Genomic DNA, 16,993 nt, shown 5'->3' on the forward strand with positions numbered 1-16,993 from the left:
CCATGGCCGGCACGCCGAACGAGCGAGCTCCCGGGTTTCCTCGGGAGTTCGGGTTGATGGAGATCAAATTATTTTGTTCGGACAATAACGAAAAGTTACACTGCTCGCTCACCGGCCGTGACGCGGCCATGCCTGATTGCTTTACCATCGGCTCTTCGTCATCGAGCCTTTTGTCATCAGCGCTTTGTCATTCGCCGTTTGTCATCGACCACGCCTTATCGAAATCTCATGCCCGACTCTGCCTCCACGGATATCCACCAAGCTAAAGCCATAGGGGAGTGGCTCGAGCCACTATGCCTTCAAGGTGGCGCCAATCTGGCGTTCGACACGGCCGGTAGCACTTCCTGGCCGGTATTGCTGGATGACATCGTCATCGGCCAGGCGCTGGTCGTCGATGTGTCAGCGGTGCCGGCGCTGGAAAAGCCTCTTGCCCGGGGGGATGAGTTTCATCTCATCGGTCATGTCAGCGGAGCGCTGGTTCGCACCGCGCCGCTCACGGTGATCGAGCCCCTGGAAGATGCGCAGCGGATACAGTTTCGCTGCACCTACCCCGAATACATCAGCACCATTCACCGGCGCGGTACCTTTCGCGCCCCGCTGCGGGCCGAGATGGGCGTCGAGACGCATCTCACCCTGACGGCGGATGGACCTGTCATCGATACCGAAATCCGCAATCTCTCGCTGGGCGGATGCCTTCTCGCCATGCGTCTGGTGGATGCCGTGGCGCTGACGCCCGGCCAGCCGATCGAGGCTCTCGAGCTACGCTTCCCCAATCGGCAGCGTCTCAAGCTCAAGGGGCATATCCGTCATGTACGCACCGATGACGACTGGACGATGGCGCTGATCGGCTGCGAGTTCGATGAATTGCCGATCGACAGCGAGCGGCAACTCTGGCACTGCGTCAAGGAAATCGAACGCGAGGGTGCACGCAAGGCTTCGATCAGCGACAAGCCGCTCGAGCCTTCTTCGCTGTTCCTGCTGCCGCAGGGACGCCGGCCGCAACCGGTCAAGTCGATCCTGACCGCCCCGGCGCCAGTCGCGGGCGCTGACAATACGGTCGTCCGGCGACTGCGGAAGATCGCCGACTATCTGAACGCGCAGAGCCTGCAGCTTCAGAATGGTGGCCTGATTGCCTCATCTTTGCTGTCCCGACATGCGGACACGCTGCTGTCGCTTGGCGCGCAAAGTCGGGAATCGCTGCTCTATGCGCTGGGATATCTCGAGAACGAACCGGTCCAGGTCCAGCATGCGCTGGCGGTCGCGGTTCGTGCCGTCGATCTGGCGCGCCGGCAGGGCTACGACGACAGTACCCTCAAGGCGATCGCGGCCAGCGCCCTGATCCACGATCTCGGCAAGGCGTCGTTGCCTGCCACGCTGCTCGAGAGCCGCGTCCCGTTGAGCGACGCCCAGCGGGCGCTATTGCCGGGGCATGTCCAACTGATCAGCGAGCGGCTGGCCGATTGTCGCTGGCTTTCGACGGATGTCGCCACGTCGGTGGTCGAACAGATCAACGAACGGCTCGACGGCAGCGGCTATCCTCGCGGGCTGCGCGCCGAGGCGATCGATGATCTGGGTCGGATGGTGGCAGTGGTCGATGTCATCGATGCGCTGACGCGCCCGCGCGCGGACCGCGACGCCTGGCCCCTGGTCAATGCTTATCGCCATGTGCTGGGGAACGCCGCGCTCTTCGACAGTGTCTGGGCACAACGCTATGTGCGTCTCTTCGGCATCACGCCAGTAGGCTCGCTGGTGCGATATTCCAGCGGCGCCCTGGCCTGGGTTCAACGTCTGGATGCCAAAGGGCGGCCCTCGCAGGTCCATATGGTGCTCAATGCCAATAGCCGGCAGCGTCGTCTCGATCTGGTACTGGGACGACACGATCTCGATCAGCTCGGTCGGCTGGAAGGCGTGGCCAAGCCCGGCGATTATGGCTTGTCGCGGAGTGGCAGCGCCTCGCCAGGAACGGCCTGATTTTTCCTTTCCGATTCGCCGGCGAGCGCTAACGCTGGCGTTCCCGTGCCTGACGGGGTGTGATGCCGAAGGTGCGGCGGAACGCGGTGGCGAAGTTGGTAGCATCGTTGTAGCCGGCGAGTTCGGCGGCCTCGCTGACGCTGACATGGCTATCCTGTAGAGCCCGGTTTGCCGCGTCCAGACGCCGCTGACGCAGGTGACGCTGCAACGGCATTCCATAACGCTGCTGGCTGAGCCGCTGCAGTGTGCTCACGCTCATGTTTAGATGTCCGGCGATCTCCGTGAGGGTCTTGGTATCGCCACTCCCGCCTTCGATGAAATCCCACAGTCGCCGTTGCTGGCGGGTTTCCCTGCTGTCTCTGTCCGATGTCCGCAACAGCGGTGCCAAGCCTTCGCCGGCCATGGTCAGCGCCAACCCTTCACGTCGCAGGCGAGTGGAAAAATCGTCAGCGGCGCGAGGAGTCGAAAGCTGGGTGCGAGCCAGCGTCAACAAGCCGGCGCTAGGTTGCCATTGGCGTAGCCCCAGGTGTGGCAGGTCATCGAGCAGACGTGCCGTTTCCGACGATGTCTGAAGCCAGGCTGGCGACAAGGTCAGCGTTAAACTGAATTCGTGGGTACCGGCCAGAGCGTGGCGCTCGAACGTTGCGGCTTCCCGCAGATGGACCAGTAGGGCCGTCGGCCGTTCCGAGGCGAGTGGCATTGGGCGGCCGTCGAAGCGCACGTCGACCGTACCGGCCATGAACAGGATCAGCTTCAAGCCAGGCATCATTTCTGCATGATTGCTCATGCGATGGCGATTGCGGATCGCGGCATGGCGCAGCACCAATCCCTCTTCGATCACATCCACGCCAAAATTGCCGTCGAGCAGCGGCTCCCCCGGTACGCTGTCGATACGATAGTCGCGTCCGAGATGGATAGCGTGGTGCCTCAGTGCGTCATGCCCAAGCGCTTCTGGGCGAGGCGGGAGGGTGAAATGAGAAGAGATCACGATTGGCTGTCAGGCAAAGGTAATTGGAGGTTTCCCACAGGTGAGGTAGAGAATCTTCTGGAATAATGCGTGTCGCCAACCTCATTTGCAACTCATTCTCATTATCATGAACGTCCGGTTTCCGATAAAGAGTTACGGGCGTGGGAGCAAGGAACGACACCATGATTCGCCATCCCCAGCGCTTTCGCTACTGCGTGCCGGTCGCCGTTGGCCTGAGCCTCTCCGCGCCTTGGGCCGCTTCACAGGCCCAGGAACCCCGGTCGGTCGGGGATACATCACTCGAAACCTTGACCGTCAAAGGCAACCGCCTCTACGAGATGCTGCCGTCCGAAACGACCGGCGGATATGCGGTGGATGCAGCGACGGTGGGCACCAAGACGCCCGCCGCGCTGCGGGACATACCCCAGTCGATCAGCGTGGTGACGCGGGATGCCATCGAGGATCGCAACCTCGATACGCTCGATCAATTGGCACGGCGTACCCCGGGAATGCGAGTTCTGAGTAACGATGATGGCCGTTCTTCGATCTACGCGCGTGGCTACGAATACGACGAGGCCAATATCGATGGTCTGCCGGCACCGATGCAAAGTATCAACGGCACGGTACCGGATTTGGCGGCGTTCGATCGCGTCGAGATCATGCGCGGGCCATCGGGGTTGTTCAACAGCACCAGCGAGATGGGCGGCATCGTCAATCTGGTTCGCAAGCGTCCGACCTACGATTTTCAGGGCCATGTCACCGGTCGCCATAGCATTTCGGAACAGGGCAGTTGGGACCAGCGCTATCTCGAAAGCGATTTGAGCGGTCCGATTACCAGCGACGGGCGGGTGCGGGGACGCCTGGTGGTGGCGGATAGTGACAGCAACGGCTTTGCCGACCATAACGAAAATCAGCATCAGACGTTCTACGGGGCGATCGACGCCGATCTCGATGACGCCACGACGCTATCGCTGGCATTCCTGCGTCAGCATCGGGACCTGGTGCCAAACAACGGTCTGCCGACCGATGCCAACGGTAATCTGCTCGATTTCACCCGATCCGCTTTCGTCGGCGCGGACTGGAACGATTTCACCATGCAAAGCAATGACTGGTTTGCCGAGTTGACGCATCGTTTCGCCAATGGGGGATACGGACGGTTCGCGGCACGTTACTCGGATCGCAACGCTTCCTATAACTATGCCTTCGGCGGCAGCGCGCTCGATGACGGGAGTCTCGGCATCGCTGGCACCGCAGCCGACATCGATCAGCAAGCATTGTCCATGGATGCCAGCTACAGCCAGCCGTTCGAAGCCATGGGTAACGTCAGCGAGTTCGTGGTGGGAACGGACTATAAACGTTTCGAAACCGACAACGCCTCGGCGCGGGCAAAGCTTGGCAATACCACGCTTGCCGATTTCAATGACATCGCCTACGTCGATATTCTCGACGACTATCTGAGCGCCGACACACGTCAGACGCTGGAAGAGTACGGACTCTATGGCAAGCTGACGTTCCGTCCGGTTCAGCCCCTTGCGTTGATTGTCGGCGGGCGAGTCAGCCGTTACCGCGTCGGACTCAGCGACCATCTCAGCGGCGAGCGTTACACACGGGACGACGACGGCAGGTTCACCGGTTATGCCGGTGCGGTATTCGATCTCGATAGCTACCACGCGCTTTATGCGAGCTACTCGCAGGTGTTCAAACCGCAAACCGAGTACAACGCAAGCGGTGACCTGCTCAAACCGCGCGAGGGAGAACAGTACGAGGTCGGTATCAAAGGGGCCTACTTCGGCGGCAATCTCAATGCTCGTATTAGTGCGTTCCGTCTTTACGACGACAACTATGCAGCGAGCGTCGTGAATGAGGATTACTCAGCGGATATTGGGAAACGTCGTATTCAAGGCGCAGAGTTCGAGGTGACCGGCGCCCTCACGCCTCAGTGGGATATCATTGCGGGTTACACTTATCTGGATACCGAAGTCGAGCGTGGCGATACCGAAGCGACATTCGACTTGATGCCGCACAATACGGTCAATCTCTGGACCCAGTATGCTTTCGCTCCGGGCCCGTTGGATGGCTGGCACGTAGGGGGCGGGGTTACCGCAATGAGCGATTTCCATACGCTCAGCAACGCTCCGCGGATCAACGCGCCCGGTTACGCAATCGTCGACGCCATGGTGGGTTACGACTTCAGCTCTCATCTATCGGGCCAACTCAACTTCAACAACATTTTCGACCGCGACTACTACTATCGCGTCGGTAGCGTGGGTACCTTCAACCTGATCGGCGAACCGGCCAATGTCGTCGCGTCACTGCGTTATGACTTCTGATGCATTACGTCTCTGGCTCTTCGGCTGCCTGTCATGGGCGGCCGTTTTCATCATGCCCGCTGCCGTCGCTGAGGAGCCGACCATGACCACCGATCCCGCGACGCAGCCCGTGATGCTGCCTGATACGCAGCAATGGGTGCTCCATGGCGAGTCCACCGGGCGCGACTATCTGATTCAGGTCTCGATACCGGATTCGCCGCCACCGGCCAGTGGCTATCCGGTACTTTATGTCCTCGATGGCAATGCGCGCTTTCCGCTGGCAGTGGTGGGGCGTGACAGCCTGACGCTGCGCGGCCCCGATGGCGGCACCAGTCCCTGGCTGATCGTGGGAATCGGTTACTCCGATACCCGTCGTTTCGACAGCGAAGCGCGTAGTGAAGACTATACGCCGGCGGTATCGAGCATGCTGGCGGTCGACTCGCGTGGCCGCCCCGTCGGCGGCGCGGATCGTTTCCAGGATTTTCTCCAGAATCAGCTGTTGCCGCAGGTCGCCGAGCGGTTCGAGGTCGATGCCTCCCGCCGTGCGCTGCTCGGCCACTCCTACGGTGGCTTGTTCGCGTTATACACCGCGCTGACCCGCCCCCGGCTGTTCAGCGATTACCTCGCCATTAGCCCATCGCTATGGTGGGGAGACGGATTCCTGTACGCGCTGCCTTCGGCAGGAGCCAGCGGAAAGACGCGGGTGCTGCTGGGCGCGGGCGATCAGGAGCGGGGACAGAGGCCGGCATTTGCAGAAGCCACTGATACGCCATCCACGTCCGTGCCGGCAATGTGCGACAACGTGGTCTGCTTTGCGCAGTGGCTGCAAACCGGGCACGCCGATTGGGTCATCGACCATCGCTCGTTCGAGGGTGCCAGCCATGGCAACGTCATGTGGCCCGCGATGCAGGCGGTATGGGCGTTTCTTGACAAAAAGGAACAGTGACGCAGCGGCCACATGGGAAAGATTGAACCACACTGTGAGTGCCAAGCTCTGACGCACAGGAGGTGATCGCATGGCTGGATTGGACGGTTCCAAGTCTTTCGCGGGCTTCATGCCGCCCCATGTTCTCGAACGCATCATGTCGCATGGCAATGCGCGGCTACAGCAGTGCGCGCGCATGACCCTGCAGGCCGATGCGCAATTTCGGCTGCGCAATGCGGCACCGCCGGCGGCGCGACCCGCGGATGGCAGCCGGCCCGGCGAGGTCGCGCGCTATATCTATTCGGCAGGCAATCAGCAGACGCTACCCGGTGACCTGGTTCGTCAGGAGGGCGAGCCGGATAGCGGCGACGCCGCCGTCGACGAAGCCTACCGGTGGCTGGGTGCCACCTACCTTTTTTACTGGCAGGTCTTCGAGCGCGACTCCATCGATGGCGAGGGCATGGCCTTGCTGGGAACGGTGCACTACGGCGAAGACTACGACAACGCCTTCTGGAACGGCGCCCAGATGGTGTTCGGTGACGGCGACGGCGAGCTGTTCAACCGTTTCACTGCCGCGCTCGATGTCGTCGCCCATGAATTGACCCATGGCGTCATCGAGCGCGAGGCCGGTCTCGTCTACGCCGATCAGTCGGGGGCGCTTAACGAGTCTCTGGCGGACGTTTTCGGTGCCATGGTCAAGCAGCATCACTTCGAGCAGAGCGTGGAAGAAGCCGACTGGCTGATCGGGGAAGGGCTGCTCACCGATCGCGTCAACGGTCTCGCGCTGCGCTCGATGGCCAATCCGGGCAGCGCCTACGATGACCCTGTACTCGGCAAGGATCCCCAGCCGGGCCACATGGACGACTTCGTGCGCACGTCCTCGGACAACGGCGGCGTGCATATCAATTCCGGGATCCCCAACCGCGCCTTTTTTCTCGCGGCGACGGGGCTGGGTGGTTTTGCCTGGGAGAAGGCGGGCCCGGTCTGGTTCGACGCGCTCACCGATTCGCGCCTGCAACGCGATGGCAATTTCGCCCAGTTCGCCCAGCTCACGGTCGACTGTGCGGCGAAGCGCTTCGGCAACGACAGCGAAGTCATGCAGGTCGTCAATCGGGCCTGGGTCGAGGTAGGTGTTCTCTCATGAGCGACAGCGCGGGCCTCGAGCTCGAGCCGACCAGCGTGCTGCTGGTCACTCGGGAGGGCGGCTTCGTGGTCACGCCCGGCTTGTCCGCTCCGCGGCGTATCGACTGCCGGGAGCTGACCGAGCGCCAGCGGCTGAGACTCCAGACGGTGCTCGAGGAACTCGATCATCGCCGTGGCGACTTGCCAGCAGCCGGCGCCGACAGACGATCCTTCCGGGTGACGCTGACAATGCCCTCGGGTCGAGCCGAAAAGGAGTGGGAGCTGGAGGAGAGCGCCGCACCCAGGTCATTGATCGTGCTCTGGAAACGAGGCGCCCAGGGGCTCGATGAGAGTGACGACTAACCGGCCAGCCATCGTCGGGCCGAGTTTTTTTACGTTTTCGTGGAACTCTATCGGGATATCGAACTCTGACCTAGTAGCCCAGGATGGGCGCACAGCGTAGGCCGGGCCTGAATTGGGTCCGGCTTCTTTTTGTCCGTTTTTCAGCTGTCCTGCGCATTCGGTTTACGCGATACCGCGGCTTTTCGATCGACGTTCGGTCGATGGCCCTCTTCCTCGTACGGGTCAACGGACCCGTTTCCCTGTGTTATCTTGCAGCCTGTCGTCGAGACTCGGCTGAACCCATTGCGACTTCACGGTAGAAAGATGCGACGAAGATCCATCAAGGCGCGACGTCGGCCGATGCTGGCGGGGTTGCTGGTCGCCATCGTCATCGCGGCACTTGCCAGTCAACTGGTTGGGGGCGGGGGAGGCGCAAGCGAGCCCTCGTCTCGGTCCGGCGTTGATCTTTTGCCGGGTGCCGGAACGCAGGCCAGCGCCGAAGCGACGCTTCAGCGTGCCTTCGACACGCATCGGGAAGGATTCTGGATCGAGGCGTCAGGGCGGATCGTGCGGGTGCTGGCGGATGATCGGGAAGGCAGTCGCCACCAGCGGGTCATCGTCACGCTGGATACCGGCCAGACGCTGCTGATTGCTCACAATATCGATGTTGCGCCGCGCGTCGAACGGATCGAAGTGGGCGATCACCTACGCTTTCGCGGCGAATACGTGTGGAATGCCCAAGGTGGCGTCATTCACTGGACCCACCACGATCCCGACGGCACCGAACTCGGCGGCTGGCTGGAGCATCAGGGGCGCCGTTATCGGTGACCGGGCGCCGATGACGCCTCAGCGGGCGTAGCCGCGAACCCGGCGTTTCCCCGTAATTCGCTGGGCGTGCCAGCGTCGCGATAGCCACCACATGCCCAGCCAGTCTCGGGCGTGCCCCGCGAGATTGGCGGGAAAATGCCAGAGCGAGAAGCGGGCAGCTTGTGTCCCGTGGCGCAGATTGACGCGGTAACTGCCGATGTGGCCACCGCTTCGCCGAATCAGCAGAGGGAGAAAGCGGTGCAGCCGGTCGACGGACGGCAATGCGATCAGCACGTCGCGACGAATCAGTCGCAGGCCGGCCCGTTCGCTGTCCGCGAGTTCGATGCCCAGGCTCCGGCATGCGCGAAAGAGCGACCTTCTCCAGCGGCAGCGCGGGTCGAGCGGAATGCCCTCGACCAGCGTCAAGCCTTGATGCCGGGCTTCGCTGAGCATCTCGGGAATGTCATGAGGATCGTCTCGCCCCTGGGCGTCGAGCGTCGCGATCCATTCCCCCATGGCAAGCCTGCCGGCTTGCCATAGCGCCGCGTCGGCGCCGATGGCCGTGGCCTGGCGATAGAGCCGAATCCGGCTATCGCTGGCCGCCAGTTGTGACAGCGCATCCTCGTCGTTTTCGGAGGTGGCGTCGTCGATGACGATGAATTCCAGGCCGGCAGCGTGGCGAAGTGCACTGGATGCCTCGGCCACGACCTGACCGACCGCATGAGAGGCATCGTGGACAGTGATGACAAGTGATAACTTGGGTAGTTCGAGCATGATGAAATCCCGTTGGTTTTCAAAGCGTCGACTTTGCTCGTCCCGTCGGAGGCGTCACTATGACAGCCTATTCTTAACACCGGCTTAGTGATCTGCAGTGTTAGCGGTCACTTATGTTTCGAATTGTCCGGCTGGCACGCGACAATGTCATGTCAGCAGGGCGGGAACCAATCCGGCGGTGCCATTGTATTGATAGGGCAACGTTTTGAAAGCCGAGTTCGCCAGGAGTGGCGACAGTTAGAGAGAACGTCATGAGGGTAATGCTGGTTGAGGACGACCCGTTGTTGGGGGAAGGCGTCGTCGACGTGCTGCGACGCGAGCAGATGGTGCCTGAATGGCTCACCGAGGGGCGCGGAGTCTGCGAAGCTCTCGAAGGATCCACTTTCGATGCGCTGATACTGGACTTGGGGCTTCCGGATATCGACGGCTTCGAGTTGCTCAAGCAGTTGCGGGAAGCGCAAAGTCAGATTCCGGTGTTGATCCTCACGGCAAGGGACGACGTGGTCGATCGCATCCGGGGGCTCGATGGCGGGGCGGACGATTATCTCGTCAAGCCTTTCGACAATGGCGAACTGCTGGCGCGGTTGCGTGCACTGGTACGGCGAAGCGCCGGGCGCGCATCGCCGGTGGTGACCTGCGGCCGACTGACGCTGGACCCGGCAGCGCACGAGATTCGCTTCGATCAGTCGGTGGTGGCGCTGGGGCGCCGCGAGCATGACCTGCTGGCGTACCTGATGACGCATCCGGGGCAGGTGTTTACGCGCGACCAACTGGTCGAGGTGCTCTACGGCTGGGACGCCGAAGTCGAGAGCAACGTCATCGAAGTCCATGTTCATCATCTGCGCCGGAAGTTCGGCAGTGGCGTGGTGACGACCGTGCGTAACGTCGGCTATCGGCTGGGAGCTGCGGGTTGAGATCGATTCGTCGTTACCTTCGACGTGTCCTGTTGATAACGGTGACGCTGATCACCTCGTTGGCCGCGCTCTGGAGTTATCACGACACTCGCGATCAGATCAACGAACTGTTCGACGCCGAACTGGCGCAGACCACGCGAACGATGGTCGCGCTCTATTTCGAATATCGCGGCGAGCAGGGGCGGGACCCGCAGGAAATGATCCACGACCTGCAGCTTCAGCCCGTCATGCTGCCGGACAGTCTCACCGACGAACCGACTCCGCTGGGGCATCCCTACGAGAAGAAGCTGGGATTCCAGATCTGGGATGACGATGGTCACGCCTTGCTGGGCATGAGAACCCCCGGTGTGCTGGAGACCATGATCCCGGCACCCGGCTACGCGCACACCGAGGGCGAGGGCCACGACTGGCGCACCTTCACGCTGTATGACGAGGTTCACGGCGTCTGGGCCAGCGCCGCTCAGCGCGACGACGTGCGCGACGAGCTGACCTGGCAGATTGCGCTGCGCAACCTGATGCCACCGGTGATCGGCGTGCTGCTGATCGCGCTGCTGATCCCCTTCGTCATCGCGCGTGGTTTTTCTCCCCTGCTGCGCATCAGTCGCCAGATCACCGCTCGCCGGCCGAGCTATCTGGAGCCCATCGACGGCAGCGAGGCGCCGGATGAAATTCGCGGCATGGTCGATGCACTCAATGGCCTGTTCGGCCGCCTGGCCGAAACGCTGGAAAAAGAACGTCGCTTCACCGCCAACGCCGCCCACGAGCTGCGTACACCCCTGGCGGCGATCAAGGTGCACGCGCAGAACCTGATGACGGATACCACCGAAGCGCGCTCCCAGCGCGGCGCCCGCTCGATCATCAATGGCGTCGATCGGATGACCCGTGTCGTCGAGCAGCTGCTGACACTCTCCCGGCTCGAGAGCGGTGAGGGCATGAATCGGCAGACGGTGGATCTGACCCGGCTGGGACGAGAGCTGCAGCGGGACATGCAACCGCTGGTCGACCGACGGGAAATCAGCTTCGTGCAGGAGATTCCCGCTGAGCTGCACGTCGTCAGCTATGAAAACGGCCTTTACGTGCTGCTGCGCAATCTGCTCGATAACGCCTTGCGTTACACCCCCGAAGGCGGCGAGGTAAGGTTGCGGATATGGCAGACCGGGGATCGCCTGCATATCGAGATCGCCGACAGCGGGCCGGGGATTCCGGTCGCCGAGCGCGAACGGGTATTCGAGCGCTTCGTGCGCCTGGCCGGGCAGCGCACCAGCGGATCGGGGCTGGGGCTGTCGATCGTTCAGGAACTGGCCGAACGGCTTGGCGGAGAGATCCGCCTCGACGAGACTTCCCTGCCGGTCGCCAGCGGCCTGAGCGTTCATGTCACGCTGCCGATAGGGTGAGGAGAGAGTCGAGGCGAGGGCCGGGGTGCGGCCCTGGAGCGAACGATCGGCCAGGAACTCAGAGCGGTGTCTTGCTCCGTTCGCCGGGCACCTCGCGGACCAGCCGCGGTATCAGGAAGCCGGCCAGCCGCTGACGCAGGGCATCCACCAGATCGCGGGCTTCGTCGTCGGGCACATCGAAATGCGCCGCGCCAGACACCGGATCGAGCACGTGCAGGTAATAGGGCAGGATCCCGGCCTCGAACAGGCGCTCCGACAGCGCAGCGAGCGTGTCCACGTCGTCGTTGATCCCGCGCAGCAGCACGCTCTGGTTGAGCAGCGTGACGCCAGCCGCCTTGAGTCGAGCGCAGGCTGCGACCACCGCTTCGTCGATCTCCTGGGCATGATTGATGTGCAGGACCATCACCTTCTGCAAGCGAGAGCCCCCGAGCCATTCGAGCAGCGCATCGTCGACGCGATCGGGTATCACCACCGGCAAACGGGTATGAATGCGCAGCCGCTTGAGATGGGGAATCGCTTCCAGCCGTTCGACGAGCGCGGCCAGCCGACGATCCGGCGAGGCCAGCGGATCGCCGCCGGAAAGGATCGCTTCCCGGATCGAGTCGTCCTCGCGCAGGTAATCCAGTGTCCGTTCCCACTCCCGCATCGACGGCGCGTTGTCGGCGTAGGGGAAGTGACGGCGGAAGCAGTAACGGCAATTGATTGCACAGGTCGGGCTGGCAATCAGCAACGCCCGGCCGGGGTATTTGTGAATCAGCCCCGGCTTCGGCGTGTGGTCGCGCTCTTCCAGCGGGTCATCGACGAAGCCCCGTACGGCATCGCCTTCCGCGCCCAGCGGCAGGACCTGGCGCAGCAGAGGATCGTTCGGATCGCCGCGCCGGATCCGCGACAGATACGCCAGCGGCACGCGCACCGGAAACAGATCGTGGCCGCGTCTGGCGCCCGACGACCACTCGAAATCGAGTCCCAGGTGCCGGCAGAGGGCAGCGGGGTCGCGGATCACGTCGCGCAGTTGCCGCTGCCAGTCGCCCAACGGTGTATCGGACACGGGCGCTTCGGGTTCGACCTCTTCGCAATGCACAGCGATCGGGGTTCGGGTTATCATGCTGGCCACTCGAAATCAGAGCGCGTGCCCAGGAAACTCTGAATCGATGGCTGCGCGAGCGATTCGCCGCGTTGCGCGGTACTCGAACACTCTCCTAACACCAGGTTATGTTTCGTGTTCTGTGTGCCGTGCGCCTTGCGTATCATCTCGCTCGCCTATCGCTTCAGCGCTTCCCAACAGCGCGCGGTTAGGGATTTTTCGTCGCGGGCGAACCGCGAACGGTTACTAGTGAGGAATCATGGCGAACTATTCTACCAACGAATTCAAGGGCGGCCTGAAGGTCATGCTGGACGGCGACCCGTGCAACATTCTCGAGAACGAATTCGTCAAGCCCGGCAAAGGCCAGGCTTTCAACCGCGTCAAGCTGCGCAACCTGATCACCGGCCGCGTCTGGGAGCGCACGTTCAAGTCTGGCGAGTCGCTGGAAGGCGCCGACGTCATGGACCTGGACATGGAGTACGTCTATACCGACGGCGACATGTGGCACTTCATGAAGACCGATGGCTCCTTCGAGCAGTACGCGGTCGACAAGAAGGCCATCGGCGACGTCGAGAAGTGGCTCAAGGAACAGGCCGTCTATACCGTCACGCTGTGGAACGATAACGCCATTGCCGTCTCGCCGCCCAACTTCCTCGAACTCGAAGTGGTCGAGACCGATCCCGGCCTCAAGGGCGACACCGCGCAGGGCGGTTCCAAGCCGGCAACGCTCTCTTCCGGCGCCGTGGTTCGTGTGCCGCTGTTCATCAATCAGGGCGAAGTGCTGAAGGTCGATACGCGCAGCGGTGAATACGTCTCCCGCGCATAATTCATTGTCAGCGCTACTGCGCTCGGTGATACCGCGTTGAAACCAGGCTCCCCATGCTCATTTACGACTTGTAAACTCCGCTGGGTCGCCTGGTTTCGCCTTGTCTCACCGTCGCTCATGACGCGCTGAGCAGTGATTATTCGTGTTCGCCGGCCACGCTTTTGCGTGGCCTTTGTCGTTGAAGACGACCCCTTGGACGAAAGCTTGCCAGGGTGGCTTCGGCTGTCGCTCGTCGATCACACTATTGTTTGCCAGATGGCTTGCCAGATCGTGAACAAGGGGGCATGGAATGGCTAGATTGACGGGACGCAAGGCTTTTGTCACCGGTGGCGCCAGTGGCATCGGCCTGGCGACGGTGACGCGCTTTCTTGCCGAAGGCGCCGATGTCATCATGCTGGATCGCGATACGGAAAGCCTCGAGCGCGAGTCGGCGAGGCTCGACGCGCGCTTCGACTCGAACTGTCATGGTGTCGAGGTCGATGTGGCCGATATCGATAGCGTGGCAGCCGGCGTCGAGAAAGCGCGTGCGATGCTGGGGCGTGTCGATATCCTGGTCAATTCGGCCGGCGTCAACGTGTTCGGCGATCCGCTGAGCCTGGCAGAGTCGGATTGGCGCCGCTGCCTGGCGATCAATCTGGAAGGCGCCTGGCACATGATCCAGGCCGTGTTGCCCGACATGCTGGAGCGGAGTTACGGACATATCGTCAATATCGCCTCGGTGCACGGTCACAAGATCATTCCGGGCGCGTTTCCCTATCCGGTGGCCAAACATGGCCTGATCGGCCTGACCCGATCTCTTGGAATCGAGTACGCGGATCGCGGAATCCGGGTCAATTCGATCTCGCCTGGGCTGATCCGCACGCCGGCAGCCGAAACCTGGCTCGCCCAGTGCGACGAGCAGGAGCGCCAGCGCCAGATCGAGCTGTTGCCCTGCAAGCGGCTGGGTGAGGCCGACGAAGTCGCCAGCACGGCGCTGTTCCTAGCCAGCGACGAAGCACGATTCATCAATGCCACCGATATCCTGATCGACGGTGGCCGCAGTCAGGTCTATCACTCGTGACGGAACTCACCCGCGCCGACGACTGGCAACCCACGGCAACGATCGCGACGCTGCGCGAGCGGGCACGACTGCTGGCAACGATTCGCGGCTTCTTCGCGGCGCGCGGCGTGCTGGAAGTGGAAACGCCGATTCTAGGCCACGGCGGCAGCACCGATCCGCATCTGGATTCACTGTCGCTGACGGCGACCACCCCGGCGGGGCGGAAGCGACTGTGGCTGCAGACCTCGCCGGAGTTTCACATGAAGCGGCTGCTGGCGGCGGGCAGCGGGCCGGTCTTCCAACTGGCGCGCAGCTTTCGCGACGGTGAAGTGGGGCGGCGCCACAATCTCGAATTCACCATGCTCGAGTGGTATCGGCCGGGTCTGTCGCTGACGGCACTGATCGATGAATGCGAGGCGCTGATTCGCGAAGTACTGCCGACCGATCCCGGTCCCTTGCGCCAGCGCCGTTATCGGGCGCTCTTTCGCGAAGCGCTCGATGTCGATCCGTTCACGACATCGCTGGCGGACCTGCGTCGCCTGGCCGGGCAAGTCGGCGGACTGGCAATGGATGACGCCGACCGTGACGGCTGCCTCGATCTGCTGATGAGCTTCGTCATCGAACCGCAGCTGGGCCGAGGCGGTATCGATGCGGTCGTCGACTATCCGGCCTCTCAGGCGGCACTGGCGCGCAAGCGGCTCGATCCCGAGGATGGGGTCGAAGTCGCCGCGCGCTTCGAAATCTATCTCCAGGGGCTCGAGCTTGCCAACGGCTATGACGAACTGACCGACGCTGCCGAGCAGGGCGAGCGCTTCGCGGATGACAACCGTCAACGCGAGGCGCTGGGGAAGCCAAGCGTCGCCCCGGATCAGCGCCTAATTGCCGCGCTCGAATCCGGCATGCCTGCCGGCAGCGGCGTGGCACTGGGTGTCGATCGCCTGATTCAAATGGCGCTGAACAGGGAGTCGATTGCCGAGGTCATGGCGTTCCCGACGCCGCGGTGTTGACCTGCCCTCTAAGGCTCAGTCATCTACGCGCCCGCGCAGGCGTTTCTTCTGGCCGTGTTTCGTCTTTTGATCGACTCGCTTTCGCTTCGCGCTACGGCTGGGTTTGGTCGCTTGGCGAGGTTTGTCACCGTAGAGCACGGGTTTGATCAACTGCTTGAGCCTAGCCAGCGCGGCTTCCCGGTTGAGCTCCTGCGTACGATGCTCCTGCGACTTGATCACGATGACGCCGTCGCGGGTGATGCGCCTGTCGCTGAGCGCCAGCAGCTTCTCCTTGAAGCCGGGATGCAGGCTCGAGGCGCGAATGTCGAAACGTAAATGAATCGCCGAGGAAACCTTGTTGACGTTCTGGCCGCCGGCGCCCTGGGCGCGCACGGCAATGAGTTCGATCTCGTTGTCGGGGATCGACACGTTGCGGGAGATTTCCAGTGGCATTGCTAACTCCCGGAGTCGGTGGTCATGAAGTGTCCTTTGCCGGGCGCCAACGTTAGGCCATGCCCGGCAGCGCGCCCATCGTCTGGCCCATGCTGATCGGGCTGCCTTTCGGGTCGAAATCCCCGAAAGCCGTCTCTCGGCCCATGCACATCACCACGGTGGAGCCGAGCTTGAAGCGTCCCATTTCCTGGCCTTTCTCGATCACGATCGGCTCATCGAAACGCGTGGTCTGCACGCGACCGCTCAGCGGCGTGACCTGGTCGGCCCAGGTAGTCTCGATGGCAGCGACGATCATCGCGCCGACCAGCACCATCGCCAGCGGCCCGTGCTCGGTATCGAAGATACAGGCCAGGCGCTCGTTGCGGGCGAACAGCCCCGGCACATGGTTGGCGGTGGCCTGGTTGACCGAGAACAGCCGTCCCGGCACGTAGGTCATCTCGCGCAGGGTGCCGGTCATCGGCATGTGGACGCGATGGTAGTCCTTCGGCGACAGGTAGACCGTGGCGAAGCTGCCCTGGCGAAACGGTGCCGCGCGGGAAACGTCGCCGCCGAGCAGGGCGCCGAGGGAGTAGGTCTGCCCCTTGGCCTGGATCAGGGTGCCATGTTCGATGCGGCCATAGCGAGACAGTACGCCGTCGGCGGGGGAGACCAGGCCTTCACCGATGGGGCGCGCGTCGGGCTTGAGCGCGCGGGTGAAGAAGTCGTTGAAGCAGGCGTAGGCGGTCGGGTCCGGCTCCAGGGCCTGGGTCATGTCGACACCGTAGGTGTGAATAAAACGCCGGATGAACAGATCCTTGACCCAGGGAATCCGGCAGTCGGCGCCCAGGCCGATCAGTCGCGAGATCGCGTGGTGAGGTAGCGGGTACTGAATTCTGGCGAAGAGTTCCTGGCGATCCACGATGACGACCCCGGTATTGGAGAGACGGACGAACCGAAAGGCGGACAAGGTAGCGGGAGTCCTCGGTCCGCGCAATAGACTGAGCTACGAGCTACGAGCTACGAGCTACGAGCTACGAGCTTCGAGAAAGGGATTGCGAACTTCGCGAGCTGACGGGATTGTCTTTGCGGCTCACGGCTCAC

General features: G+C 62.5%; 16 protein-coding genes. 11 read left to right on the top strand and 5 right to left on the bottom strand.

Annotated features, from left to right (window positions below; all coding sequences use genetic code 11):
• Positions 1-228 precede the first annotated feature (228 nt).
• Positions 229-1,971 carry an HD domain-containing phosphohydrolase gene (locus DOM32_RS17335; protein WP_110636974.1) on the top strand — a complete coding sequence of 581 codons (1,743 nt, stop codon included), beginning with the start codon at positions 229-231 and terminating at the stop codon, positions 1,969-1,971.
• A 28-nt stretch (positions 1,972-1,999) separates the two neighbouring features.
• Here the strand turns inward: DOM32_RS17335 and DOM32_RS17340 are convergent, their stop codons facing one another.
• Positions 2,000-2,959 carry a helix-turn-helix transcriptional regulator gene (locus DOM32_RS17340; RefSeq protein ID WP_157957116.1) on the bottom strand — a complete coding sequence of 320 codons (960 nt, stop codon included), beginning with the start codon at positions 2,957-2,959 and terminating at the stop codon, positions 2,000-2,002.
• 161 nt (positions 2,960-3,120) lie between these two features.
• Here DOM32_RS17340 and DOM32_RS17350 point away from each other — a divergent pair, with 161 nt between their 5' ends.
• The 5 genes from DOM32_RS17350 to DOM32_RS17370 all read left to right on the top strand — a co-directional run bounded on the left by DOM32_RS17350 (position 3,121) and on the right by DOM32_RS17370 (position 8,464).
• Complete coding sequence (locus DOM32_RS17350) at positions 3,121-5,268, top strand: TonB-dependent siderophore receptor (RefSeq protein WP_110636983.1); 2,148 nt, start codon at positions 3,121-3,123, stop codon at positions 5,266-5,268.
• Between the two features lie 82 nt (positions 5,269-5,350).
• Entirely contained in the window at positions 5,351-6,193 is an 843-nt protein-coding gene (locus tag DOM32_RS17355) for an alpha/beta hydrolase (RefSeq protein WP_157957117.1), read from the top strand.
• Between the two features lie 70 nt (positions 6,194-6,263).
• A complete protein-coding gene (locus DOM32_RS17360; RefSeq protein ID WP_071231658.1) occupies positions 6,264-7,316 on the top strand; it encodes a M4 family metallopeptidase in 1,053 nt (350 codons plus the stop codon).
• The gene (locus DOM32_RS17365) at positions 7,313-7,657 is read left to right on the top strand and encodes a protealysin inhibitor emfourin (protein WP_110636989.1); all 345 of its coding nucleotides are present in this window, start codon (positions 7,313-7,315) and stop codon (positions 7,655-7,657) included. Before DOM32_RS17360 ends, DOM32_RS17365 begins: the two co-directional genes overlap by 4 nt.
• 303 nt (positions 7,658-7,960) lie before the next feature.
• The gene (locus DOM32_RS17370; protein WP_208625412.1) at positions 7,961-8,464 is read left to right on the top strand and encodes a DUF3465 domain-containing protein; all 504 of its coding nucleotides are present in this window, start codon (positions 7,961-7,963) and stop codon (positions 8,462-8,464) included.
• An 18-nt stretch (positions 8,465-8,482) separates the two neighbouring features.
• Here DOM32_RS17370 and DOM32_RS17375 read toward each other — a convergent pair whose 3' ends face one another.
• Positions 8,483-9,217: a glycosyltransferase gene (locus tag DOM32_RS17375; protein WP_071231661.1), complete on the bottom strand. Its 735-nt coding sequence runs from the start codon at positions 9,215-9,217 to the stop codon at positions 8,483-8,485.
• A 251-nt stretch (positions 9,218-9,468) separates the two neighbouring features.
• Between DOM32_RS17375 and DOM32_RS17380 the strand changes: the two genes are divergently transcribed.
• Both DOM32_RS17380 and DOM32_RS17385 read left to right on the top strand, forming a co-directional pair.
• Positions 9,469-10,131, top strand: coding sequence for a response regulator (locus DOM32_RS17380; protein WP_110636995.1), 663 nt, complete (start codon positions 9,469-9,471; stop codon positions 10,129-10,131).
• On the top strand, positions 10,128-11,525 hold the full coding sequence (locus tag DOM32_RS17385) for an ATP-binding protein (protein WP_110636998.1): 1,398 nt from the start codon (positions 10,128-10,130) through the stop codon (positions 11,523-11,525). Before DOM32_RS17380 ends, DOM32_RS17385 begins: the two co-directional genes overlap by 4 nt.
• 58 nt (positions 11,526-11,583) lie before the next feature.
• Here DOM32_RS17385 and epmB read toward each other — a convergent pair whose 3' ends face one another.
• On the bottom strand, positions 11,584-12,630 hold the full coding sequence (gene epmB / locus DOM32_RS17390; RefSeq protein ID WP_110637001.1) for an EF-P beta-lysylation protein EpmB: 1,047 nt from the start codon (positions 12,628-12,630) through the stop codon (positions 11,584-11,586).
• A 238-nt stretch (positions 12,631-12,868) separates the two neighbouring features.
• On the opposite strand from epmB, the gene efp reads away from it, so the two are divergent.
• From efp to epmA, 3 genes are all read left to right on the top strand, one after another.
• Positions 12,869-13,435, top strand: a complete 567-nt coding sequence (efp, locus tag DOM32_RS17395; protein ID WP_071231664.1) for an elongation factor P — start codon at positions 12,869-12,871, stop codon at positions 13,433-13,435.
• A 289-nt stretch (positions 13,436-13,724) separates the two neighbouring features.
• Positions 13,725-14,495: an SDR family oxidoreductase gene (locus DOM32_RS17400; RefSeq protein ID WP_110637004.1), complete on the top strand. Its 771-nt coding sequence runs from the start codon at positions 13,725-13,727 to the stop codon at positions 14,493-14,495.
• Positions 14,492-15,481, top strand: a complete 990-nt coding sequence (epmA, locus tag DOM32_RS17405; protein ID WP_110637006.1) for an EF-P lysine aminoacylase EpmA — start codon at positions 14,492-14,494, stop codon at positions 15,479-15,481. Before DOM32_RS17400 ends, epmA begins: the two co-directional genes overlap by 4 nt.
• Before the next feature lie 15 nt (positions 15,482-15,496).
• Here epmA and arfB read toward each other — a convergent pair whose 3' ends face one another.
• Both arfB and asd read right to left on the bottom strand, forming a co-directional pair.
• Positions 15,497-15,913, bottom strand: a complete 417-nt coding sequence (arfB, locus tag DOM32_RS17410; protein ID WP_110637009.1) for an alternative ribosome rescue aminoacyl-tRNA hydrolase ArfB — start codon at positions 15,911-15,913, stop codon at positions 15,497-15,499.
• A gap of 52 nt (positions 15,914-15,965) precedes the next feature.
• Complete coding sequence (gene asd, locus DOM32_RS17415) at positions 15,966-16,859, bottom strand: archaetidylserine decarboxylase (protein ID WP_420876632.1); 894 nt, start codon at positions 16,857-16,859, stop codon at positions 15,966-15,968.
• Positions 16,860-16,993: the final 134 nt, after the last annotated feature.

Origin of the sequence: Salinicola salarius (assembly GCF_003206135.1) — a bacterium.
Lineage (GTDB): Bacteria > Pseudomonadota > Gammaproteobacteria > Pseudomonadales > Halomonadaceae > Salinicola > Salinicola salarius.

What these genes read in the sequence shown, in the direction of transcription:
- DOM32_RS17335 (WP_110636974.1), top strand. Translation starts at nt 229, where the DNA reads ATGCCCGACTCTGCCTCCACGGATATCCACCAAGCTAAAGCCATAGGG.
- DOM32_RS17350 (WP_110636983.1), top strand. Translation starts at nt 3,121, where the DNA reads ATGATTCGCCATCCCCAGCGCTTTCGCTACTGCGTGCCGGTCGCCGTT.
- DOM32_RS17355 (WP_157957117.1), top strand. Translation starts at nt 5,351, where the DNA reads ATGACCACCGATCCCGCGACGCAGCCCGTGATGCTGCCTGATACGCAG.
- DOM32_RS17360 (WP_071231658.1), top strand. Translation starts at nt 6,264, where the DNA reads ATGGCTGGATTGGACGGTTCCAAGTCTTTCGCGGGCTTCATGCCGCCC.
- DOM32_RS17365 (WP_110636989.1), top strand. Translation starts at nt 7,313, where the DNA reads ATGAGCGACAGCGCGGGCCTCGAGCTCGAGCCGACCAGCGTGCTGCTG.
- DOM32_RS17370 (WP_208625412.1), top strand. Translation starts at nt 7,961, where the DNA reads ATGCGACGAAGATCCATCAAGGCGCGACGTCGGCCGATGCTGGCGGGG.
- DOM32_RS17375 (WP_071231661.1), bottom strand. Translation starts at nt 9,217, where the DNA reads ATGCTCGAACTACCCAAGTTATCACTTGTCATCACTGTCCACGATGCC.
- DOM32_RS17380 (WP_110636995.1), top strand. Translation starts at nt 9,469, where the DNA reads ATGAGGGTAATGCTGGTTGAGGACGACCCGTTGTTGGGGGAAGGCGTC.
- epmB (WP_110637001.1), bottom strand. Translation starts at nt 12,630, where the DNA reads ATGATAACCCGAACCCCGATCGCTGTGCATTGCGAAGAGGTCGAACCC.
- efp (WP_071231664.1), top strand. Translation starts at nt 12,869, where the DNA reads ATGGCGAACTATTCTACCAACGAATTCAAGGGCGGCCTGAAGGTCATG.
- DOM32_RS17400 (WP_110637004.1), top strand. Translation starts at nt 13,725, where the DNA reads ATGGCTAGATTGACGGGACGCAAGGCTTTTGTCACCGGTGGCGCCAGT.
- arfB (WP_110637009.1), bottom strand. Translation starts at nt 15,913, where the DNA reads ATGCCACTGGAAATCTCCCGCAACGTGTCGATCCCCGACAACGAGATC.